The sequence below is a fragment of the Paraburkholderia sp. GAS32 genome (assembly GCF_050434225.1).
Taxonomy (GTDB): Bacteria; Pseudomonadota; Gammaproteobacteria; order Burkholderiales; family Burkholderiaceae; genus Paraburkholderia; species Paraburkholderia madseniana.
Genome location: NZ_JBNPVS010000049.1, coordinates 49907 through 71606, shown reverse-complemented (window position 1 = coordinate 71606; position 21700 = coordinate 49907). Strand labels below are relative to the sequence as shown.

At 59.1% G+C, this 21700-nt stretch carries 22 protein-coding genes; 4 read left to right on the top strand and 18 right to left on the bottom strand.

The annotated features are described in order from the left end of the window. Nucleotides 1-286: 286 nt before the first annotated feature. Complete coding sequence (locus tag P3T25_RS39090) at nt 287-1066, top strand: hypothetical protein (RefSeq protein WP_266243362.1); 780 nt, start codon at nt 287-289, stop codon at nt 1064-1066. A 24-nt stretch (nt 1067-1090) separates the two neighbouring features. Here P3T25_RS39090 and P3T25_RS39085 read toward each other — a convergent pair whose 3' ends face one another. After that, complete coding sequence (locus tag P3T25_RS39085; protein WP_266243357.1) at nt 1091-2200, bottom strand: asparaginase; 1110 nt, start codon at nt 2198-2200, stop codon at nt 1091-1093. A 148-nt stretch (nt 2201-2348) separates the two neighbouring features. After that, on the bottom strand, nt 2349-3269 hold the full coding sequence (locus P3T25_RS39080; protein WP_429362474.1) for a LysR family transcriptional regulator: 921 nt from the start codon (nt 3267-3269) through the stop codon (nt 2349-2351). 124 nt (nt 3270-3393) lie between these two features. Here P3T25_RS39080 and P3T25_RS39075 point away from each other — a divergent pair, with 124 nt between their 5' ends. Next, a complete protein-coding gene (locus P3T25_RS39075) occupies nt 3394-4305 on the top strand; it encodes a DMT family transporter (RefSeq protein ID WP_429362472.1) in 912 nt (303 codons plus the stop codon). Between the two features lie 45 nt (nt 4306-4350). Here the strand turns inward: P3T25_RS39075 and P3T25_RS39070 are convergent, their stop codons facing one another. From P3T25_RS39070 to P3T25_RS39055, 4 genes are all read right to left on the bottom strand, one after another. Next, entirely contained in the window at nt 4351-5598 is a 1248-nt protein-coding gene (locus P3T25_RS39070; RefSeq protein ID WP_429362470.1) for an amidohydrolase family protein, read from the bottom strand. A gap of 60 nt (nt 5599-5658) precedes the next feature. Continuing rightward, nucleotides 5659-6966, bottom strand: coding sequence for an MFS transporter (locus P3T25_RS39065; RefSeq protein ID WP_154565551.1), 1308 nt, complete (start codon nt 6964-6966; stop codon nt 5659-5661). 204 nt (nt 6967-7170) lie between these two features. After that, on the bottom strand, nt 7171-8127 hold the full coding sequence (locus tag P3T25_RS39060; RefSeq protein ID WP_171928130.1) for a LysR substrate-binding domain-containing protein: 957 nt from the start codon (nt 8125-8127) through the stop codon (nt 7171-7173). A 109-nt stretch (nt 8128-8236) separates the two neighbouring features. Continuing rightward, nucleotides 8237-9499: an MFS transporter gene (locus P3T25_RS39055; protein ID WP_429362467.1), complete on the bottom strand. Its 1263-nt coding sequence runs from the start codon at nt 9497-9499 to the stop codon at nt 8237-8239. A 245-nt stretch (nt 9500-9744) separates the two neighbouring features. Between P3T25_RS39055 and P3T25_RS39050 the strand changes: the two genes are divergently transcribed. Further along, a complete protein-coding gene (locus P3T25_RS39050; protein WP_429362465.1) occupies nt 9745-11769 on the top strand; it encodes an acyltransferase family protein in 2025 nt (674 codons plus the stop codon). Between the two features lie 197 nt (nt 11770-11966). On the opposite strand, the gene P3T25_RS39045 is transcribed toward P3T25_RS39050, so the two are convergent. The 6 genes from P3T25_RS39045 to P3T25_RS39020 all read right to left on the bottom strand — a co-directional run bounded on the left by P3T25_RS39045 (nt 11967) and on the right by P3T25_RS39020 (nt 15757). After that, complete coding sequence (locus P3T25_RS39045) at nt 11967-13193, bottom strand: glycosyltransferase (protein ID WP_429362463.1); 1227 nt, start codon at nt 13191-13193, stop codon at nt 11967-11969. A 207-nt stretch (nt 13194-13400) separates the two neighbouring features. Beyond that, on the bottom strand, nt 13401-13961 hold the full coding sequence (locus tag P3T25_RS39040) for a hypothetical protein (protein WP_171928127.1): 561 nt from the start codon (nt 13959-13961) through the stop codon (nt 13401-13403). Between the two features lie 135 nt (nt 13962-14096). Beyond that, a complete protein-coding gene (locus P3T25_RS39035; RefSeq protein ID WP_154565546.1) occupies nt 14097-14510 on the bottom strand; it encodes a hypothetical protein in 414 nt (137 codons plus the stop codon). After that, on the bottom strand, nt 14507-14776 hold the full coding sequence (locus P3T25_RS39030; protein ID WP_154565545.1) for a hypothetical protein: 270 nt from the start codon (nt 14774-14776) through the stop codon (nt 14507-14509). Before P3T25_RS39030 ends, P3T25_RS39035 begins: the two co-directional genes overlap by 4 nt. 139 nt (nt 14777-14915) lie before the next feature. Further along, the gene (locus tag P3T25_RS39025) at nt 14916-15323 is read right to left on the bottom strand and encodes a hypothetical protein (protein WP_154565544.1); all 408 of its coding nucleotides are present in this window, start codon (nt 15321-15323) and stop codon (nt 14916-14918) included. A gap of 23 nt (nt 15324-15346) precedes the next feature. Next, nucleotides 15347-15757 carry a hypothetical protein gene (locus P3T25_RS39020; protein WP_171928105.1) on the bottom strand — a complete coding sequence of 137 codons (411 nt, stop codon included), beginning with the start codon at nt 15755-15757 and terminating at the stop codon, nt 15347-15349. A gap of 112 nt (nt 15758-15869) precedes the next feature. On the opposite strand from P3T25_RS39020, the gene P3T25_RS39015 reads away from it, so the two are divergent. After that, on the top strand, nt 15870-16325 hold the full coding sequence (locus P3T25_RS39015) for a molybdopterin cofactor-binding domain-containing protein (RefSeq protein ID WP_233468981.1): 456 nt from the start codon (nt 15870-15872) through the stop codon (nt 16323-16325). 50 nt (nt 16326-16375) lie between these two features. On the opposite strand, the gene P3T25_RS39010 is transcribed toward P3T25_RS39015, so the two are convergent. The 6 genes from P3T25_RS39010 to P3T25_RS38985 all read right to left on the bottom strand — a co-directional run bounded on the left by P3T25_RS39010 (nt 16376) and on the right by P3T25_RS38985 (nt 21697). After that, nucleotides 16376-17212, bottom strand: coding sequence for a c-type cytochrome (locus P3T25_RS39010; RefSeq protein WP_171928126.1), 837 nt, complete (start codon nt 17210-17212; stop codon nt 16376-16378). Between the two features lie 405 nt (nt 17213-17617). Continuing rightward, nucleotides 17618-19375 carry a ShlB/FhaC/HecB family hemolysin secretion/activation protein gene (locus P3T25_RS39005; RefSeq protein ID WP_171928125.1) on the bottom strand — a complete coding sequence of 586 codons (1758 nt, stop codon included), beginning with the start codon at nt 19373-19375 and terminating at the stop codon, nt 17618-17620. A gap of 48 nt (nt 19376-19423) precedes the next feature. Then, nucleotides 19424-20074: a hypothetical protein gene (locus P3T25_RS39000; RefSeq protein WP_429362458.1), complete on the bottom strand. Its 651-nt coding sequence runs from the start codon at nt 20072-20074 to the stop codon at nt 19424-19426. 660 nt (nt 20075-20734) lie between these two features. Then, complete coding sequence (locus P3T25_RS38995) at nt 20735-21169, bottom strand: hypothetical protein (protein WP_154565539.1); 435 nt, start codon at nt 21167-21169, stop codon at nt 20735-20737. Further along, nucleotides 21166-21426: a hypothetical protein gene (locus P3T25_RS38990; protein WP_154565538.1), complete on the bottom strand. Its 261-nt coding sequence runs from the start codon at nt 21424-21426 to the stop codon at nt 21166-21168. Before P3T25_RS38990 ends, P3T25_RS38995 begins: the two co-directional genes overlap by 4 nt. A 1-nt stretch (nt 21427) precedes the next feature. Then, complete coding sequence (locus P3T25_RS38985; protein WP_171928124.1) at nt 21428-21697, bottom strand: hypothetical protein; 270 nt, start codon at nt 21695-21697, stop codon at nt 21428-21430. Nucleotides 21698-21700: the final 3 nt, after the last annotated feature.

The window sequence follows — 21700 nt, the reverse complement described above, 5'->3', positions numbered from 1 at the left end:
CGGCACGAGGCTTCATTTTTTTAACAATTTCCTTTGTCGGTGTCCAAGATTACTTGACCACTACAGTGCCGCCCCGCACAGGGGCAACGCTAATAAACCACTAACAATTCAAGGAAAGGCCAACGCCCTAAGATCACTGACAAAAAGCGCCGCGCAGGCAAACAACCCCAGCAAATCCCAACGCCGTAGGCAAACAACCAAACCGCCCCGCAGGGAAAAAAACCATAAACCCCAATTTCTATGTGACCATACCCAAACCCCAACCCGCACGGAGTGCAACAAAAAAATGCAACACCCTGACCCACTCCACCCCCTGCGCCCCTTCCTGAAAAACTTCGTGTGGGAACACGGCCACATCGGCACTCGCTACATCAACTGCGCCACCGGCGAAATCGCCTTCGATGATGGCAAAAAATCCCGCTTCGCAGCAGAAAAATACCTCTACGTCCCGCTCGACAAAGACGCCACCGACGACCCACTGGCCACCGGCCCCGCAACCCAGGACGCTGCCCTCGCGCGCTTCCTCCGCGCCGCGCAACTCGGCAAACCTGAAGAAGCCGGCTCCGCCGCGGAAGTCCAACGCGCCGTTCACGATTGCCTCGACCTCGCAATCTTCAGCGCCTACCAGCAAGACGCGCTGCAAGCAGTCGACCACTACACGCAGGAAGCAATGTTCGACGACGAAATCCGTGCGGCGCTCGTCGACGATATTCGCCGGGTCTACACACCCATGCGCGAACAATTAGCGCTCTATGACTTCACCGTGCTACACGGTCTACCCACGCCGCTTCTCTTCAGCGATTCACCCTTCATCGACTGGCGCGTGCGCGTCAAACCCGCCATGCCGTTCGTCTCGCTTCCCCTCGGACCCTATGCATTGCTGGTCGGCACGCCGTCGGGAAGAACCAGTCGCGCCGCACCCGTCGCGTGGAAAACGGCCGTGTCGATGGGCGTGCTAAAAGATCACAATCGCCTGATGGCCGAGCGCGCCCGTCTGTGGATCGTGGCAACCAGCGACGATCAACTGGTGGCCATACAAGATCGCTTCAAGAAAGACGGCGCGTAACCGGCCACAGCACTCCGCACACCTTCACGCCTCGCGGTGTGAATGCGCTTCAAGCGCAAGCGAAAATGCCAGATGGCCGATTTCGATGCCCATGGTGTTGATCATCCGCGGTGCATGAAACGCGCCCAGTTGCGCACGTTGCTCAGGGCTGCCGATATCAAGCCGCGCGAGCAGTTCAGCAACGATTGCGTACAGCAAGCTGATGTTGCCGTCCTCCACCTTCACCGCAATCCCGAGTGCACCGTTGGCCCCAAGCCGCTCAGTCTGCCGGGAAGCCCGCACGCCGATTGCGTAGCTGCCGTCTGCGCCGACCTTGCCGATCAGCGCACCATCGAACGCCCGCATCAAGGCAGTACAGAAGCGCCCTTCGCCTGCCACCCACTCCGGATGCGCGGCCATCGCACGATAGATGCGTGCGAGCGCGACCGTGCGTGGCGAAATGGAAGAAGCAATGGACGAAGAAGCCGCAGAGGAAGCCGAAACCTCGTCCTCCGCAGCCGCGAGCTTCGCGAACAGTCGGGCGAGTCGGTCAAGAGCGAACGCCGGCGTCGGCAGATTGCAACCGTCAATCGACCATTGCACCGCGTCGTCCGGCAAGTCGCATACCTCGGCGACGGTATGCTTCACGCGCACCTGTAGCGGATGCTCTGGCAGTTCATAACCCCGTATCGCCGCGCCGATCGAACGCGCCCCGGCCAGCATGCCGGCGTGCTTGCCCGAACAATTGCTGCACACCGCGTCCGGTTTGAAATCGCGCTTCAGCCAGTCGATGTACACGGCGTCGGACAGCGGGGGATGGCCGCCGCAACGCAGATCGGCTTCGCTGACCTGCGCCTTGGCCAGCATCTGCCTCGTCCGTTCGATGTGGCGCGGCTCGCTGCTGTGCGACGCACACATGAGCGCGAGATCCGTTTCGTCGAAACCGAATCGCTCGAGCGCGCCAGTCTCGACTACCGCCAAAGCCTGTGCCGGCTTTGCCGCGGAGCGTGCCAGCGTGATACGCGACGGATCACCGAATGAGTACAACAGGCGGCCGTCGGCCTGAACCACCGCGACATGGGCGATATGTGTGTTCTCGATCGCTTCGCCGCGATAGACAGTCGCCGCAATCGGTCCGGTTTCACGCAAGGTCATGTTCGTTCTCCTCCTGATCGCGTCGGTCGTCGCGATCGTTATCAATCATGGTGACGCGAGCGATTCTACGTTCGTCTTTCGCGCAATCCAAATCTCCATTGGCCGGCCACGGCATGCACGCGATTTGCACGAAGCGGCGAACCAGTGCTTAAGCCGCTTCGTGAATATGCTCGACAAGGTAGTCGATCAGCGCCCTCACCTTTGGCGGCAAGAAGCGGTTCGGCGGATACAGTAGCCACACCGACCCCACGTATGCGCGCGCTTCGAGATTCCAGTCGGGCAGCACCCGCACGAGTTCGCCGCTGAGCAATGCATCGGTGGCGGCAAACTCAGGCAGGTTCGCGATGCCGAAATCCTGCTGCGCGGCTTCGAGCCGCGCACCTGCATGATTGGCGATGTAACGCCCTTTCACGTCGACGGTTTGCGTCTCCGTGCCACGGCGAAAGCGCCAGCGGTTGTCGTCGACAGTTTCGCCGAGGTAGATGCAATCGTGCTTGAGGAGATCGCGCGGTTGCGCCGGCGTGCCGTGCTCCCGCAAATAAGCCGGCGATGCGCCCAGCAGCCAGCGCACAGCCCCCAGCCTGCGTCCCGCGAGCCCTTGTGGGGGATGCTCGGTCAGACGGATCACCAGATCGACATCGTCGGCGAGCGGGTCGACGTCGTGATCGGTGAACAGCAGTTGCAGGTCGACTTCATCGTAGGCGCGCAGAAAGCCGGGAATCAGCGGATGAATCACGGTCTTAGCGAACGCGGTGGGCGCGCTCACGCGCACTTTGCCTTGCGGCCGTGCGGCCAGTTGCCCGGCGGCATCCACCGCGCCCGAGGCGGCGCTCACCATGTCGCGGCAAAAACGCGCCACCTGGGCACCGGATTCCGTGACCCGCACCGTGCGCGTGGACCGTTCGAGCAGGCGTGTCGCCAATGCGTCCTCGAGCCGTTTGATCTGACGGCTGACCGTAGACGGCGTACTGCCGAGCTGACGTGCGGCGACCGAAAAATTGCCGGCATCGACGACGCGCGCGAAAACCGCCATGTCCGGCAGCAAGGCAAAAAGGTCGGTTGGGTTCATCGTCGGGCGCTCGTGGAGTTTGAGCCGATTGATGCATCTGAAACATAAATGCTATGCGCAGCGACCCGATTATCGCCTTACAAGCAAAGTTCGACAATACGCGCTCATCTGCCTGAGGTCCGCCATGTCGAAACAAGAACGCCTGATTCTGCTCTCCGATCTGATGCTGCTCGCGGTCGCCGTGGTGTGGGGCACCAGTTACGGCGTCGTCAAAAGCGCCCTGGTGTTCTATCCGGTTCTGGGTTTGCTCGCGATCCGCTTCGGCATCACCTTCTTGATCCTGTCGCCCACCTTGCGTCATTTGCGCGCCGCCGATGTCCGCACGCTGCGCGGTGTGCTGATCGCGGGCGCGTTGCTGCTCGGTATCTTTCTCTGCGAAACCTTCGGCATTCTGCTGACGCGCGCGGCCAATGCGGCGTTCCTGATCAGCCTGTGCGTGGTGATGACGCCGCTCGTCGAATGGTGGCTGCTCAAGCGCAGGCCGACTCGCATTGAATGGGTGGCGGTCGCGCTTTCGCTGTTCGGCGCCTGGCTGCTGGCGGGGGATGGCGCGCTGAGTTTCAATCCCGGCGACGCGCTGATTCTGCTCGCCGCACTGCTGCGCGCGCTGAACGTGTGTGTGACTAAACGCGTGATGCGCGACTCCGCGTTGCCGCCTTTGTCAGTGACGGCAGTTCAGTCGGGCGTGGTGGCATTTGGCAGCGCAGCGGTGGCGGTGCTGTTTGTGCCGCAACAGTGGCAACCGGTGCCGTCGCTTGCTGGGCACGCCGTGTTCTGGGGTTACATCGGCTATCTGGTGATCGCGTGTACGTTGTTCGCCTTCTTCGCACAGAACTTTGCGATCAAACGCAGTAGCCCAACGCGCGTGTCGTTGCTGATGGGCAGCGAACCCGCCTTCGGGGCACTGTTCGCCTGTGTCTGGTTAGGTGAACGGATTTCAACGGCGGCATGGATCGGCGGTGCGTTGATCGTGGCGGCATCGATTCTCGCGACGGTGCGATGGACCGCCTTGCGTATGAGCGCGGCGGAGGCTTAGAGATTTTCCGAGGCCCGCTCCGATCGCTGCACACGCACCTTCCAATTAGCGCGACGCGACCGTGCCCCGCTCGCTCACCACCTCGCCATGCTGCAAGACATACGCGAGGCGCTCGCCCTGCCCGGTCAACACGCCGATATCCTTGAGCGGATTGCCGTCGACCACCAGCACGTCGGCGATCGCCCCTGCTTTGATGACGCCGAGCTTGCCGCTGCGATCGACGATCTCGGCCGCGATCGTGGTAGCCGAACGCAACGCTTCCAGATTGCCCAGCACCTCTGCGCGGATGCGCAATTCGTCGCTCTGGAACGTATGCATTTCGCCGAGCAGGTCCGATCCGAACCCCATCGGCACACCGGCGTTTGCATAGATCTGCAGCGAGTCGCGCCCCGCTTGCCGCACGGTCTCGACCTTGGCAATCGAATCGGCGGGCAAGCCGTAGTCGGCGCCGTGTTTGGCCAACGCATCGTAGGTGACCAGCGTGGGCACGACGAATGCGCCGTGCTCGCGCATCAGTTTTGCCGCGGCTTCGTCGACCAGATTGCCGTGCTCGATCGTGCGCACGCCGCAGCGAATCGCACGCGAAATCGCGCGGCCGGTGTAAGCATGCGCCATCACGTATGTGTTGGCTGCTTCCGCTTCGGCAACGATCGCGCGGATTTCGTCCTCGGAGTATTGCGTGTTGCTGATCGGATCGGTCGGCGAAGCGACGCCGCCGGAGGCCATGATCTTGATCTGCGTCGCGCCCTTCTGAATCTCTTCACGCACTGCAAGCCGCACGGCATCGACGCCGTCGACCACTCGCGCAATCGCCCCGGCACGAAAGGCGCATGAACAGGGTTCGAGTACGTCACCGCGTGGACGGAAATCGCCGTGACCGCCGGTTTGCGACAACGCCTTGCCCGACGGGAAAATACGCGGCCCCGGGATCAACCCGCTCTCCAGCGCTTGCGTCAAACCCCAATCTGCGCCGCCCGCGTCACGCACCGTCGTAAAGCCGCGGCCGAGCATCGCCTTCAGGATCGGCAGCGCGCGAATCGCGGTGAGGATATTCGGCTGAGTCGCATTCACACCGAGGTTCGCGCGTGAAGCCAGTACGTGCACGTGACAATCGATCAGGCCGGGCATCACCGTCTTGCCGCGTGCGTCGATCACGCGTGCATTCGGCAGATCGACAGGACGATCGGTGACTTCGACGATGTGGCCGTTTTCGATGACGACGTGATGATGTTCGAGCAACGCACCCTGGGCCAGATCGAGTACGTTACCGCCGCTGATTACCGTAATGCTCATTGATATCTTCCTGACTGGATGAAGGAATCCGTCCGCCTTTCGCTCGCCGGACGCGCCGCCTCAGGCGTGGCTGCGGCGTGGATCGCGCACATAGAACGTGCCGATGAGACTGATGGTCGCGGCGATCATCACGTAGATTGCGGGTGCCATATTGCTACCCGTCGACGCAATCAGCCACGTGATGAAGAACGGCGCGAAGCCACCGAAAATCGTCACCGCGAAGTTGTACGCAACGGAGAGGCCCGTCGACAACACCTTGGTCGGGAACAGCTCGGAGAAAGCCGCGAGAATCGAACCGGTGTAGGTGGCGATCAGCAGGCCGAACACGCCCTGAAACACCATCAACGAAGCGAGCCCAGGCGCACGGTTGATGTAAGCGAACATCGGCCATGCAAGCAGCAGGATCAATACCGCTGCGCCGGACAGGAAGCGGCGGCGGCCGAAGCGGTCAGCGAGCTTGCCGACCACCGGCGAGAAACACATGATCATCACGCCACCGAACATGCCGGCACGAAAGCCCATCGATTGCGGCAGATGCAGCGTGCGCACCGAATACGTCGGCATATAGAACAGCAGCACGTAAGTGCAGACCGTCCACAGAATCACCATCGAAAAGCTCGCAAACGTCTCACGCGGAAAGCGGCGGAACACTTCCGCCAGCGGCGAATCGCTTTTGGCCTCTTCCGTTACGGCGCTAAACGCCGGTGTTTCGTCCATGCGGCTACGAATGAAATAGCCGACCGGTCCGATCAGAATGCCGATCAGGAACGGCATTCTCCAGCCCCACGAATGCAGCGCATCGGCACTCAGACTCGACGTCACGAAGGTGCCGACCCCGGCGCCCAGCAGCACGGCAAAGCCGATGCTCGACTGAATCCAGCTCGAATAGAATGCGCGCTTGCCCGCCGGCGCATATTCGGTAAGAAACGCGGTGGCGGTGCCCATTTCACCGCCGGCCGAAAAACCTTGCAGCAAGCGGGCGACCACGATCAGCACCGGCGCCCACAGACCGATCTGGTCATAGGTCGGCGCGAGACCGATGAGCGCGGTGCCGCCCGCCATCAGCAGAATGGTCAGCGAGAGCGCCGCTTTTCGTCCGACTTTATCCGCGTACACGCCGAGCACCATGCCGCCCACCGGCCGCATGAAAAAGCCCACGCCGAACGTCGCGACAGCAAGCAGCAACGAAGTGAGTTCACTGCCGGTCGGAAAGAACAGCTTGGCTATGATCACCGCGAAAAAACTATAAACGGTGAAGTCGAACCACTCGAGCCCGTTACCGAGCACAGTGGCGATAATGGCGCGGCGCCGCTGCTGCGCGAGCGAATCCACGGATATCGCGACGTTGGATGAAAGCGTTCCTTGCATGGTCTCTTTCCTTATCAGGCTGCTTGTGCGGCTAGTCGTGAAGCCGCTGCGTGGCTACGGGTTCGGCGAGCGTTTGCCAGCAAGGCGGCGTGTCGGAATCGAGCGGCGCCTTTGCATGCATAAAGCCGATCGTAGAGAGACCTGATTTGTTTTCGAAACGAAAGATTCGCATGCACGCATGCGCGTGGCGCATGCGAAATGCAGTCAGGCTGCGGGCGCGTTGCTCGTCTCCGCGGGTGTTTGCCCAGCCGTTTGCCCGCTTGTCTGCGCCTCTGCCTGCTCGAAAAGCCAGCGCGTAAAGAGGCGCGCCGCCTGGTTCTCCGCGCGGTCGTTCGGCGATACGACGTAGTACCCGCCACCGTGGCTCGCTGATGCTCGCGTGGCGCGCACCAGCAGCCCCTCGTTCAGACACGCATCGATCATGTGACGCCAGCCGAGCACGACGCCCTGGCCTAGAATCGCCATCTGCACGAGTTGCGGATAATGATTGACGACGACCGACCGCGGAGACGCAGGCATCTGCACATTGTTGAGACGGAACCATTCGGGCCACGACATCCATTGCCGCTGACCGTCTTCCTGCATCAGCAATGTTTCATGCACGAGATCGGCTGGCTCCAGCACGCGGCCGGCGAGATATCCGGGTGAACATACCGGGTACACGTCTTCGTCGAAAATGCGGCGGGCGGTGAAATGCGGCTCGGCACGCTGCCTGATGTAGTACATACCCACGTCGAATTCCGCGGGCGACAACGATGCGAGCCCGTCGCGCACGATCATCCGGATCTTCACGTTCGGATGGGCCGCGCGAAACGCACCCAGGCGCGGCGTAAGCCACAACACCGCCACGCCCGACGAACACGCGATCGTCAACTCCAGATCGCCGTATCGCTTCATCACATCGAGCGTCGCTTCCGAGCAATTGGCGAGCAGCCACTGCACATGCTTGGCGTAACGTTCGCCTGCGATCGTCAACCGTAGGGCGCGGTGCTCGCGTACGAAGAGCGAGCGGCCGAGGAAGTCTTCGAGTTGCGCGATCTGGCGGCTGACCGCGCTTTGCGTCAGATGCAGTTCCACGGCCGCTTTAGTGAAGCTGGCATGGCGCACGGCCGATTCGAATGCGATCAGACATTGAAGCGGGGGTAAAGGGGCGATCCGCATGATGAGGGTGGCCGAGTGAGGTTGCCACCATCATAGCGGGTCGAAGCGCGCGTCAAATCACGCGTGCGATGTAGCGTGTAACTGCGCGGCTTCGGCTTCAGCGCCACGATCAATGACTTGGCGCTAGCGCCTCTTCCCGTTCCAACGAGCGCGTATGCTTTAGTTCCGGAAAAAATCGCATCCACAGCAGCGCGACGGCAATCGTTGCGATGCCGCCCACCAGTACGGCCGGTTGCGCGCCCCACCACCCTGCCGTCACACCGGATTCGAATTCACCCAGTTGATTCGACGTCCCGATGAAAAGCGAATTGACCGCGCTGACACGACCCAGCATTTCGTCCGGCGTGCGCAGTTGCACGAGCGACAGGCGCACCACCACGCTGATGGTGTCCGATGCGCCCAGCACCATGAGCGCGAAGAGCGACAGGAAGAATTGATGCGACAGGCCGAAGACCACAGTCGCCGCACCAAACGCAATCACGCCGCCGAACATCGCAGTGCCGGGCCGGTTGCGCAGCGGGAAATGCGCGAGCCAGATGGTGCCCGCGAGCGCGCCGATGGCGGTGCCTGAGCGCAACAGGCCGAGACCGAGCGGCCCCGTGTGCAGGATGTCGCGCGCAAAAACCGGCAGCAGCGCTGTCGCGCCACCGAACAGCACGGCGAACAGATCGAGCGATAGCGCGCCGAGTATTACTGGCTCTTTGCGGATGAAAGCGATGCCCGAGAACACCGACTCGAGCGTCACCGGCGCGCGGCTCGCCAGCTTGGCCTGCAACGGAATGGCCCACACCGTGGCAGCAGCAGCCGCGAACGACAGCGTGCACGCGAGGTAGGCCACGCCCGGACCGATGCCGTGCAACAGGCCGCCCAATGCCGGACCTGCGATCTGGGCGGTTTGATTCGCGGAGGTGGCCCATGCCGTCGCTTTGGGCAATTGTCCGCGCGGCACAACGCCCGGCAACAGCGATGCAACCGCAGGCGACTCGAAGGCGCGGGCTGCGCCCACGCATGCGGCCAGAACGTAGATAATCGGCGCGCTGATCCAGCCACCGAAGGTGCCGAAGGCGAATAGCAATGCAGCGACGCTTTCGAGGCTTTGACAGATGGCCGCAATCCGGCGACGGTCGTAACGGTCGGCGACGTGACCGACTACAAGCGTCAGCACGAACATCGGCAGAAATTGGGCGAGGCCGACGAGGCCCAGTGCGAAGGCGCTATGCGTGAGTGCGTAGATGTGCCAGCCCATTGCCACGGCGAGCATCTGGAACGACAGCGATGAGAGGATACGGGTACACCAGAAACGTTGGAATGCGGGGTGTTTTGGCAAACTGAAGTTAGGGTCGCCGGCGGGGTCGGCTGGGGGTATGGGCATTGGTTTCTTGCTCTTTACTAGGCTGGCTGGGGCGGCAGGTAGTTTAGAGCAAGTTTGTTTATTTTATTTTTATGCATACGCGAGGCCTTTATGGGCCCTGCGTTCGGCTTTCGGGCACGATCTGGACGTTCGATCCCGTGCACGAGTTATCATCTCGACCCTAGAGCGAATCGTCTAAGGTGATTCGTAATCCACTCGTAAGAAGCGTCTCTTGCACGCACGTATAACAACGCAAAATTACCGCTATGCGACAAGCGCTGCCAATTCAAATACAGCATTTCTCCCAGCGCTACCGCCCGTATATCGACGGTCTTCGGGCCATCGCCGTGTTTGCCGTGATTTTCTGTCATGCCGGCTTCAGCGGATTCAGCGGTGGATTTATCGGGGTCGACGTGTTTTTTACAATCTCCGGATTCGTAGTGGGAACGTCGATTCTCGGCGACTTGTCGCGTGGCACGTTCTCGCTCGCTGACTTTTACGCGAGACGCGCAAAGCGCCTCGCACCCGCGCTTTACGTGATGCTCGCGGCGATTTTTGTTTTCAGCATCCTGTTTTCATTCCCCGAAGACAGCTTTCAGCTCACTAAAAACATACTCGCTGTCGCGACAATGACATCGAATATCTTTTTATCGAAACAAACGGGCTATTTCGATGCGGCTGCGTCGGACCAGCCCCTGCTTCATACCTGGTCGCTATCCGTCGAAGAGCAGTTCTATCTTTGCCTTCCGATATTTCTCGCGTTGCTCTACCGGAAACGCAGAAGCTGGATCGTGCCGTCGCTCTGGCTGGTCACGGTCGTTTCGTTCGTCTGGGCGGTGATTGCATCCCGGCATGGTGCGGCGTCAACCTATTACTTCGCGCACCTGCGCGCTTTCGAATTCCTGCTCGGCACATGGCTCGCCACTATCCAGGTCAATCGGCAGGTTTCGCGGTCCGCCGTTTTCGACGTGCTCACGCTGGTCGGCGTAGCGATTGTCCTCGCCGGCATTTTCGGTGTCAGTCGGACCTCGCAGTTTCCCGGCATGGGCGCCCTCGTCCCCTGCGGCGGCACGATGCTCATCATCGCCGCGGGCCGGCACTCGCGGGTCGCCGACGGGTTGATAGGCAACCGGGCGATGGTGCTGACCGGGAAAATCTCTTATCCGCTATACCTGTGGCACTGGCCGGTATTTTTTGCGCTGCGTCGACTCGACCTCGCCACGCCGCGAAACTACTTGCTGGCAATCGGTGGGACCTATTTCCTTTCCTGGCTGACGTACCGCTATCTTGAGCGACGTGTCCGCGAATCGAAGCTTTCGACCCGATCGGCGATTCTTTACCTGCTGGCTGCACCGCTCTTGATCGCGGGTGCACTCGCGGCGACCGGCAAGCTCACGAATGGTTTCCTGTTTGCGTATCCCGCGAAGATCCGCAGCGACGTTCATTGGTCAGGCGATGCGTTGTTCGACATGCCCCGCGGTAAAGCGTGCTGGTCCAAGGTGGACGTCACCGAGGAGTCGGGCTGTCACCTCGGCGCGGCTGCCTCAACGGACAAAGCGATCTTGTGGGGCGATTCGCATGCCTATCACCTGATCTATTTCTTCGATCAACTGGGCAAGCAATACGATCTCCAGATTCACGACGTCGCGCTGACGCTGTGTCCACCGATCGAGCGTGAGCCCGCGCTTCCGGGCGATCCCACCTTGACGGAAGATCACCTGAAATGTGTCGCGCACGACAAGGCGGTCATGTCATACGTAATGTCACGGCCCGACATCAAAACGGTGTTTATGGCGGCGGCCTGGCAAAACTATCAAAACCTCTCAGTCAATCGCGATTCCGGTCCGAATGGCCACGGATTCACGCCATATCAATTTGACGCCGAACTCGCTTCGACGATCGGCAAGCTGACCGAGGCCGGCAAGCACGTCATCCTGATGGACGACGTACCGACGATCCCTACGAACCTGATCAACTGCGACTTCAAGAACGACCTGTTTATCCCTATCCACAAACAGGCGTGTGAGTTCAACGTGTCGAGAGCGACGGATGAACATGCACCTGTTGCGGCCATGCTTGAGAAACTGCGATCACAGTACCCCCAGGTCGACATTGTCCATACGCACGATGTGCCTTGTTCGGATACAAAGTGCACGCTCGATTTTGACGGACTCCCGATCTACCGGTACGACGACTATCACCACCTGAGCGTGGCTGGCAGCACGCTGCTGTACCCGCAATATCTGAAGAGACATCCCGGCGAACTGGACAAGATCCTGCGCTACAAATAAACGCGACACCGGCAAACTGAGTTTTGGCCGCAACCAGTTTGCCGATCTTACTGGTTGAGACGCCGCTCGGTGCGCTGGACGGGCGGGCAGATATAACCTGAAAATGGGCATTCGCGGGGTCGACTACGCTGACACCAGGTACACAACCCACCGAAGTTTCCAGCAGGACCGGGATAAGCATGCAATCTCCAGGTCACCTACGCTGCCCCCACTGCCTCGAGAAACGACAGCAGCCTACGATTGCTCTCCTCGATACCGTAATGGTCCGCCCGTGTCCGAGCCTTAACGGCCAATGCCTCACGAGGCCCGATGTCCGTCAATAGCCGTTCCATCGCATCTGCCATCGCACGGATATCGCCCACCGGCACGAGAGTGCCTGCTTTCCCACCATCGAGAATCTCGCGCGGCCCGGTTGGGCAATCGGTCGCAACGATTGCCTTGCCGATTGCCAACGCTTCCAGCAACACCATCGGCATTCCTTCGTATTTAGAACTCAGGACCAGTAACGAGGCGCGCGCCACGATGGGGTGTGGATTGTCCTGATGGCCCACGAAATGCACCCGTTCAGGTACGTCCAGTTCGCGCGCGAGGCTCTGAAGTTCCTCGAGATATGCGCCGTTTCCGACGATAACAAGGTGCTCCTCAACGGCACCACGCCGCGCCAGTTCGGCATACGCGCGCAATAGCGTTCGATGATCTTTCTGAACTTCATCGAGGCGCGCGACGGAAACGATGTAGGGTGCGCCATTGGGCGTCAACTGAATGTCGTCGTAGCACGCTGAGGCGCGCTCGCGGATCGATTCGATATCGATGGCGTTCGGCAAGACAATTACTCTCTCCAGCTTCCCCTCGAAAATCCGCGCCGCCTCGTCAGCCATATGTTGGTTCAACGCGGCAACGCCGTGGTAGCGCCGGTACTGGGTTAGCAGACGCTGGATCTTGCGGGGCCTGCCGCCGAGACGCGCGTCGAAGCTGAAGTGATTGACGCCCAGCCACGCAACGTCGAAGCGGCCGGACAGCCGACGCAAAGACATGTCGAAATCGACGATAACGTCCACGCCATGCGCAAGCTGCGCCGCCCGCTTTGCCACATGCGGCCGAACCGCCAATGTGTTGTGGACGTCACGCGCGATACGCCCCAATTTGCCGAGACGCCGCTCGTATCGCTTCGACTGGAAATACTTGAGCCACGGACGATCCACAAGGATCTCCACGCCCACATCGGGCGGAATCAGCATGCGAAAGCGATTTTCCCATGCCGGCGACGTGTGCATCACAGACAGCGAGACTTTGAAGCGGGTTCGATCAAGAATCCTCAGCCACTGGATCAGCGAAGATTCAATACCGCCGTCGTTGAAATCCGTGACGTGGAAAAGGACACGGATACGTCCGTCGTTTTTCGATTGAGACTTGTTATTGAACATAAACTTTTGTTTCTTAAGGTTCTCGGAACGGAGGCCCGTACCCGAGCCTCCGCCAAGCGTCGCGTTGGCTGAGGTCTCCGCGCCAGTTGCGGATTTCCCCTGCAACTGGGCGTTGTTGCATAAATCAGTCTGTCGAACGAACTGACGTATACGCGCAACAGCGCTTGCGGTGTTCGGCGCAGCGTACACCCTCTGACGGACGACCGCTTACTCGGCCTTCGCGGAACTCGCCGAATCGGTTTGAGCCGTCGGCGCGGAAGCCTCTTTCGGCGGAGCTTCTTCCTTGATCTCATAGGACGGGTCGCGCACCCAACGGCTCAGGTCCTTGCTGATCACAATGGTCGTGCGATCCAGAATCGAACAGCTTCCTTTGAACGCACCCCACATGCCGCCGACCGACCAGCGGTTGATCTTGGTGTGACGGATGACCTTGCCGTCTTCAATCAGATCTGCACTCACAGTCGTAGCCTTGGGGCCGCTCCATGCGCCGCCGCCGACGCCCAGTACATGGGTGATCTGCAATCTGAGAATCTTTGCGTTGCCCGCGTCGGTTTGCGATGCGATGGTGCCGTCGCCGGTTCTGTTGATCTTGCGGAGCGCCTCGCCGACGTGGTTCGTGAGCATGTCTTCGATGTGGCATTCGTTTTTGATCTGATCGACGACGCTGGCGTCCGGTGCATAGGTGACTGGGGTTTCCAGTAGAACCGGACTGGCGGCGAAGGCGGAGGTCGTTGAGAGACAGAGAGCGGTGAGGAGGAGTTTTTTCATAGTATGAGGTCTTCTAGCGTTGTGGTTTGGTATGGAGTTTCGGTTGGTGTGGTGGGATCGAATGCATCAAGCGCTTCAAGTGACACGAAGGCTATAGCTCCATGACGTCGCCCGCCCCATGCATCCGTGCGTACTTCATTCGAAGCTGAAGCGGAGGTCCTTGACAATCTGTTCGTTACCCCACTTGAACGAACAAACGCGAGCCACCTCGACCCTGACCGTTTTTGATCCCGTGGTCTGCTTTTCACTGACAGGCACGCATCCGCCCTGAATGGTCACAATTGGGGTGCCTTGGTTCGACAGCGGGAATTCGATGCCCGCGTCCTCGGGAATCGTGTGGGTGAGCGAGACATTCTCAATGTAGTCGTCGGGCGCGGAAAGAATCACGGCGTTGTCGACTGATAGCGTGTAGTAGTCGTGCTGAAACGGCACCTCAGTGATACAGATCTTCGAGGTGTGCTGACCAATAGTTTGTGTCTGGCATTTGGGCGCTGCAGCGAATGCTGGTAGCGCGCCAAGCAGGAGGGAGAGAGCAAAGAGGTTTTTCATATAAGCTTGGTTTTCAGGAAAATGGTGAAGTACGTCCAGCGAAGACGGTTCGTACCGCCGGTGTTCTGCTGAATCAGGTCTTGCAGCGCCCGCGAAGGCGTCGCGAGCATCGACGGATCCTGCACAAGATAGTTACCCAAACTGTCGCTTACCGTCTTCATGCCGGTCGTGTCGTAGACCGCGGTGGCCGGGGTGTTCGCGTTCAACGGCACCACGACGCCCGTCGCGACAATCTCTCCGTACTGGCTGTTGTTGGCCGCACGCATCGCGCTCTCAATCTGACCCGCTGTAATCGGCGATTCATCTGGGTTCGTGATACCTTGAGCTGCCGCATTCGCGGCTATCTGTTGTGCCTTGGTCTTTTCTTGTGGGTGCAACTGCCGGGTATACAGGTTCGACCGGCGTTTACTGAGCGTCCAGTTGAAAGACTGGAAAATCGTCAGGAAAAACGTTCTTCTCTGGAACGATGTGCAGGATCATCAGCTTCGCTATTTCCGCTTCTTCTTCTCGGGTTAATGCTACAAGACGGACATTGCAATTTGTGCCGCCGACCGATTTGTTGGCCGCTAAGGTGACGAAAATGTCCTCGCCGCCACGCCACCACTGAATCCCCAGCGGCAATTTTTCTTCTTGAATGGTCTGCAGAGAATCGGCGTCGATCTGACGACACTCCCCTTCGCCATTCCAAACATGGCACATCCCCGACTGAGGATTCTTCATTGAGAAATTTCGCTGATCGAACAAATGCTTCAACTTCTCAAGCAATTGCGTTGCAGATCCATTTGTCCAAGCTGTGTAGGTAAAGGAAGCCATATCGTTCAGTTAAGGAATTGGTTTCACAAAATTCGAACCGAGTACTTTTGTTGCGGCATTGATAACTGACTGCGGTGTGCCTTCCGCGTAGTAGAAGTAAGCGTCGCAAAGCTGTTCGCCGCCTTGATCGTGCCGCTGTTGGCGACCGTTTGCGCGTTCTGCAGATCGATGTTCGTCGCCGCGATAACCGGGCCGTTATACGTATTGTTCGAAACCCCAACGACGGTCGGCGCGATATTGACGGTTTGATGGCCATTTGCAGCGGTTGAAATCTTGATTGCCGTTCCACCGTCGACCGATATGCCAAATGCATATATACCGCACGGCACGGCAATAAGCGCGGCGACAATCAACCTGATATGAAATTGACGCAGACGCAGGCTCCCGTGGCCTGCGCTGCTTCCCCGTGTGCGGCTAGACATTCCTGTTTTCATGCAACTGTTCGTTGCGGGTTCTCTTGGTCGATTCGTTCAATACGCGCGACTTCTGCGGTCGCAGAATTCGTAAGACGAATAACGACGTTACTAACGAGTACTTTAGAAATATTTGGAAATATTTTTATTACGTTTTGTTTTCATTCATGGCGTGCATTTTGTGGAAGTCCGCTGGGATCCCGGCATTTCACGCCTGCGCGTGGCGCGGGTCGTCAGTGCAATAAACGTCGGCAAGGTGGTCAATCCGCTCGCGGCGCGCAATCAGGTTGAAGCTGGCATCGTGATGGGGATCGGCATGGCGATGTTCGAAGCGGCCGAATTCGATCCGCGCAGCGGGCTGCCCGCGAATAACAACTACGCCGAGTATGTGGTGCCTGTGCATGCGGATCAGCCGGAAATCGACGTCATTCTGCTGGACTACCCTGACTATCACCTCAGTGAGTTTGGCGCCCGCGGCATCGGCGAAATTGGCGTGACGGGGCTGGCGGCAGCGGTGGCGAATGCGGTCTATCACGCTACCGGCAAACGGGTCCGCAGCCTCCCGATCACATTGGACAAGCTGATTTGAGGAGTTCGCCTCACGCAAACAAGTTTGGCCGCAGCGCTTTTCGTAGTGGGTTACGGTCCAACCTTCCGCTGTGCCATGTACGCAAGATAAGCGATGATCAGATCGATCTCGCGATCGCTCAGTTGATCCTGCGGGAAAGCGGGCATGGTCCGGCCGGGCCAGTCTCGAACCGATGCGGGATTGCGAATGTAGCGGCGCAATGCAGCGGGCTGGAAGTATTCGACTGGATTCATCGGCACGTTGAGGTCGGGGCCGGTGTCCGCACTGCCCGCATGGTTGAGCCGATGACAGGCAAGACACTGGGTGATGAACAGGCTTTGGCCCGCGCGAACCGGATCGGTTGCCGGCAGCATCGGATCGACGCCGAGCACCGGCCAACGCGCGGATGGCGAGGGTTGCGTAGCAAGTTGCGCGATCTGGTAAGGCCACTGTTCGCTGCGCACGGATGCCGCTTCCCTGCCGATCCATACCAGGTAAAACGGTCCGGCGCTGACCGGCTTGCCCGGCAGCTTCGGCCACGGCTGAGCCGGGTCCTCGACCGCGAGCCATGCGACGGCTTTCGCAGGATCACGATTGCGCACGAGGTCCATCGGCAGTTGCGCGGCGAAGCCGTCAGTCGCACGTGCCTCGAGCACGCTGTCCGTGGGCAACGTCGCGCCGCCGAGCAGGTCGGCCAGCGGCACTGCGCGATAGGTCGTCGACGTACCGTAGGCCACATCTACCGGAACGTGAATCTCAGCGGCATCCGGACGCGCCAGCAGCGCCCCTTGGCTAAACGACTGGGTCTTGCCGCCTATCCTGAGTTCGATCATGGACTGCGCGGCCGCACACTGCCCGATCACGCCGAGCGTCAGGAGCAAAACCGCAAACAACACGCGCTTCGACATTTGTCCTCCGTGCATTGTTGTTGCCGACGGCGTCGAAGGCAAAATCGCCAAAGTCGTCGGGAAAGGCAAGCCAGCCTTCGTTTTAAAACTCTCAGTATCCGCCCAAGTACCTGGCGAATTGTATTCGCCTGGACGGTTTACGTCGGACATAAACGAAGCGGTGAAGAAAACGTCTGCAAGAACAGCCACACGGAAAAACATTGCGCTTCGGCCGCGCCACCGTTTTTTCATGCCGACCGATCTAAACGATGCCCGCGTGCAATCGTAAGAAGCTTTTTGCTACGTCCTCAACGAGTAATGAAAGTCACTTGATAGTCGTCGTGAGAGGTTGACGTTGATAAAAGGGATCTTGCCCAGCACCGCGAAGCGGAGAAACCAGACGCGGCAGCGGCACTCGGGAACGCATCAGAACTGGGCGGTCAGCTGGAATCCCAACGTGACGCGCGCTGTATTGAAGGTGGCTGGCTTGTACAACGGTGTCCCTGCGAACACGTCATAACCGAGCGCACCGAAATGGCTCGACACACTGCCGCGCAAACCGACGACGGCGCCCGCGAGCTGCGTGCCTGCCAGGAATGCCGTGTTGGGACCGAACACGTGACCGTAGTCAATCCCTGCGTACACGGACTGCCCCGTCTGTCCAATCGGAACCTGCATCTCGTTGCGCCAGTAGAAGCCACGTTCGGCCGCGAGCATCGTCTCACCGTCGAAACCGCGCACGGTGTAGCGGCTGCCGATGGTCAGGTCGTCAATATAGTTCAGCGTGTCGTTGGTGAACTGCCCATGAAAGGTCGTCACGTAACGCAGGTTCTGGTTCGCGATCGCAAACGGCACCGAGAGGTTTGCGTCAAGCACCGCCATGTGAAAACGGTACGTCGGACCGTCGCCCGACGTGTCGGGCATCGCACCTAGCCAGCCGATGCCCTGCCGGTACGCGAGTGTGCCGTCGAACTGCGCCGCCCCGAAGTAGTGACGGTCGGTCAGTCCGGCTTCGACGAACGTGTTGTCGCGGTGCTGCTGCGGAATTTCGGTGTCTTCGATGAAGCTGGCGCCCCAACGTTTGGTCAGTTGGGCCTCGAAGCCGAACACGTCGTCCTGGCTGCGGCGAAGCACGCGCGTGAGCCTGAGTCCTGCCGTCTGCGAATTGCCGCTCGAGACGAAAGTCTGGTTCGCACCCGCGATCTGCTGGTAGTAGGTGTTGGAGTTAGCCGATAGCGTGGCAGTCCAGTAACCCCACGGGATCGAATACGAACCGTTCCAGCCGTGCGAACCCAGGCGCTTATCCCCGAATTCAAGATCCTGATTCGCCCCGACGTTGAATATGTCGTTCAGCCCGAGCGGGTTGTCGATGCCAAGCGACAGATTCCCTTGCAGTTTGCCCGTCGCGCGTTGGCCGGAGTTGTCGATCGAGGCGACGGCCGTCCACGGCTTCGTGCGCTTCACGGTAATTACGACATCACTCTCACCAGGCGTTTCGGTCGGCACGACCTGCATATCAACGTCCTGACTCGCGACGCGCTTCATCTGCTCAAGCCCCTGTTCAAGATCGCGCAGGTTGAGCAGGTCGCCGCCGCGTGCCGGAAATGCCGACTTCCACGTGCCACGCGTCGCGGCGTCGGCAAAGCGTAATTGGTGAATGACACCGGGCACGAGCGAGAGGCGCAACGTTCCTTTCGACAGGTCCTGCTCCGGGACAAGCACGCGCGTGGTGATGTAGCCTCGGCTGAGAATCACCTGCGAGAGGCCCTTGACGATCAGATCCACCCCCTGTTTGCCGACGCATTGACCGCTATAGTGATCAAGCCATTCACGGGCAAAGGCAAAACGGTCCTGCGGCAGCGCCGAGTCACCTTGCGCACGAACGGCATCGGGCAACGTCGCCGGTACGTCCAGGACGAATGACTGGATGCGGAAGCACGGCGCCTCGATCGGCAGATCAGGCCAGCCTGTGGCATTGGGTGTGCCTGATCGGACGGCAGGCGCATTGACGGTCTGAGCGCGTTCTTGCGCCTGACGCTGCTGCTCGATGAGTTGCTGTTGCTGTGCCGCGCTGCGTGCGGCATTTGCGAAATCGGGCGAAGGCGGCGACGTTTGCGCCGAAGCGCCGAAAGCTGTCACCGTCAGTCCTGCCGACAGTGCTATCGCAACGCGTAAGTGTTGCATTGGTCTTTTTCTCTACTGGTTATTATTGATCTGACTGCTTGGCGCTTTTTACGGCCCCCGTTTTGTCGCGGCCTCTGCGTCAGACGACGGACATTTAGGTGCGTAATGCGTTTGCACTGGTTCGTCCAGTCCACTGGCATCGATGTGGTGAACCTCGATCGAACAGCCATGTGACTTGCGTCCTTCTTCCTGCAAAGCCAAGTACACGTCGTAATCCTGCCCTGCGATCGGCGTGAAGGTCATCTCGTGCGGCTTGCAGGACCACGAATAACCACCGTACTTGCTGCTGCCTACGTCGCCGGCTGTACTCAGCGATAACGTGATCGGCTGCCCAGCCGGAACGACGTATTCCCGGATCATGTCCTTGAAACGCAGACCCTCGATCCGCATCCATGGTCGGGGACTCTGTGGCATGCCAATCACAACGCTGCGTGACGAGTATTTGTAGCGCGCCCAGAAACCGTCGTCGACGCTGACCCGCTGCGGGTCGCCCTGCCAACCATTCGAATAGCACGCACCCACTCTGAACGAAGCAGCTTGCAGGTCATTGCCCGACTGGATACGCACACGAGCCGAAACTTGCGGCTGATAGTCTGGAGCCGCAGTTGTGACGTAATGTGAGGGTGTGCAACCGGCAGTGAGGGCGAAGATGCCGCCTGCCGTCAGAACACGGATGAAGAGTGACAAGTTACGTGTCATCGTGCTTCCACAATTTTCAATAGCTCCCTCGATGCGACAGATAAAGTACCGTTGAAATCCAACCCCTCGTACTGCGCGAAAACGACGGTCATTGCCTCGTCATTGATGCCGCTCACTCACATGAAACGCCCTCTCGCCACTGAGTTTTTGGGTCCGTTTTCCATGCCAAAGTCTCTTCCACTCAGAGACTGATGCCATAGCTGCGCGACCTTTGCGCTTCCGTCGGGTGCAATTGACGGCTATACAGATCCGAATTATTTTCCTTCGAGCAAGATGCCTAGTCGTACGAAGAACGCCGCAAGGGAGCCTGGAACAAAATATAGCAAAAAGACCATTCCGAATGATCGATGGTGAAAATCAAGGGTCCGCTCGGTAACCAAAATCATAATTGCCGTTCCGACGACGCCAGCAAAGATCAGCTTGATTGTTAGCCATAACCATCCAAGCAAGAAGACTCTTATGACTGTCTTTGTCATTTCTTTGTCTTAGCAGTGGGTGGAGATAGCGCACTCGTCGCACCGTTATAGCCACCGCTCAGCATTTCCTGGACGCCATCTGCAGCGATTGGATTAAACCATTTGAAAAAGCCACGCCAACAGCAGAACAGCGATTAGGCGCAAGTGAATACATAAAACGACCAAATATATTCGCTCAGCACTGTCAATAGTCGACAACGATCAATGCCTGCACCCCACGCATGTCGATGACCGAGGAGATCTTCCCCCACGAAAACGCCCACCCCAAAGAAGCCGGAGATGTTTCAAGGACACTCTTCCCGAAACATGCGACCATCAGAAATTCATCATGAAACTTCTTTCTTGCTTTTTCGTTTCCTATGTCCCAAGCGTCAGGATCAACGCCATCGGCGTTAAGACACTGAAGCCAAATTTGCTTTAACCGTTCACGAAAAAAAATCGCGCCCACCCCCCAAGTTCTCTGCCCGGAAATGTGGGCACCGATGCTTAGCTGGGTATGGTCTGGTGTCGCCGGCGACCGCTTCGTTGAGACAGAGCGTTCAAGCTGCGCGATTGTCGTCGCACACGAGACTTCAAATCCGTCATCGAACCTTACTTTCCCGGATTGAAGATCGATCATGGCTTTACTCCTGGTATCTTGCTGACAAACGGAATCGCTCTGACTCGTTCTGGCTCGCCCGCGGACGGGTTGTCGTACACGGTACCCGCATTAGCGACATTCACGGTCGCAATCGAATCCGGTGTTATCGAGTTGCCTTTGACACCCGCCAGCCACAACATATCGGCCATCTGTTGTACGGTGCACTGGCCATTGCTCGAGCCTGCCAGCTTCCTAGCAAGGGCCTCCTTCTTGCCAGGAAGCTGGCGGTTGTACATGTTAGTCATCCTTGCGCCCGAATCTCGCGCGGAGCGGGAATTTGTCCGGCCAAAACCAGTTACCAAGCACGATAAAAAAGGAAACTAGGCCAGCCAGTAGCACAAGTTCGCCGAGCAAAGACAACACATCGCGGAACGAAAGAGCAGCCAAGTTAGGCCACGGGTGGCCGCCCAAATAGTGGCCCGCGGCGATTTTTAGCGGCAGTAACAAAAGGACCGCGATAGAAATCGCGCTTGTTAGAAGACACCAGATGGTCAAACGTTTTCGCATAGA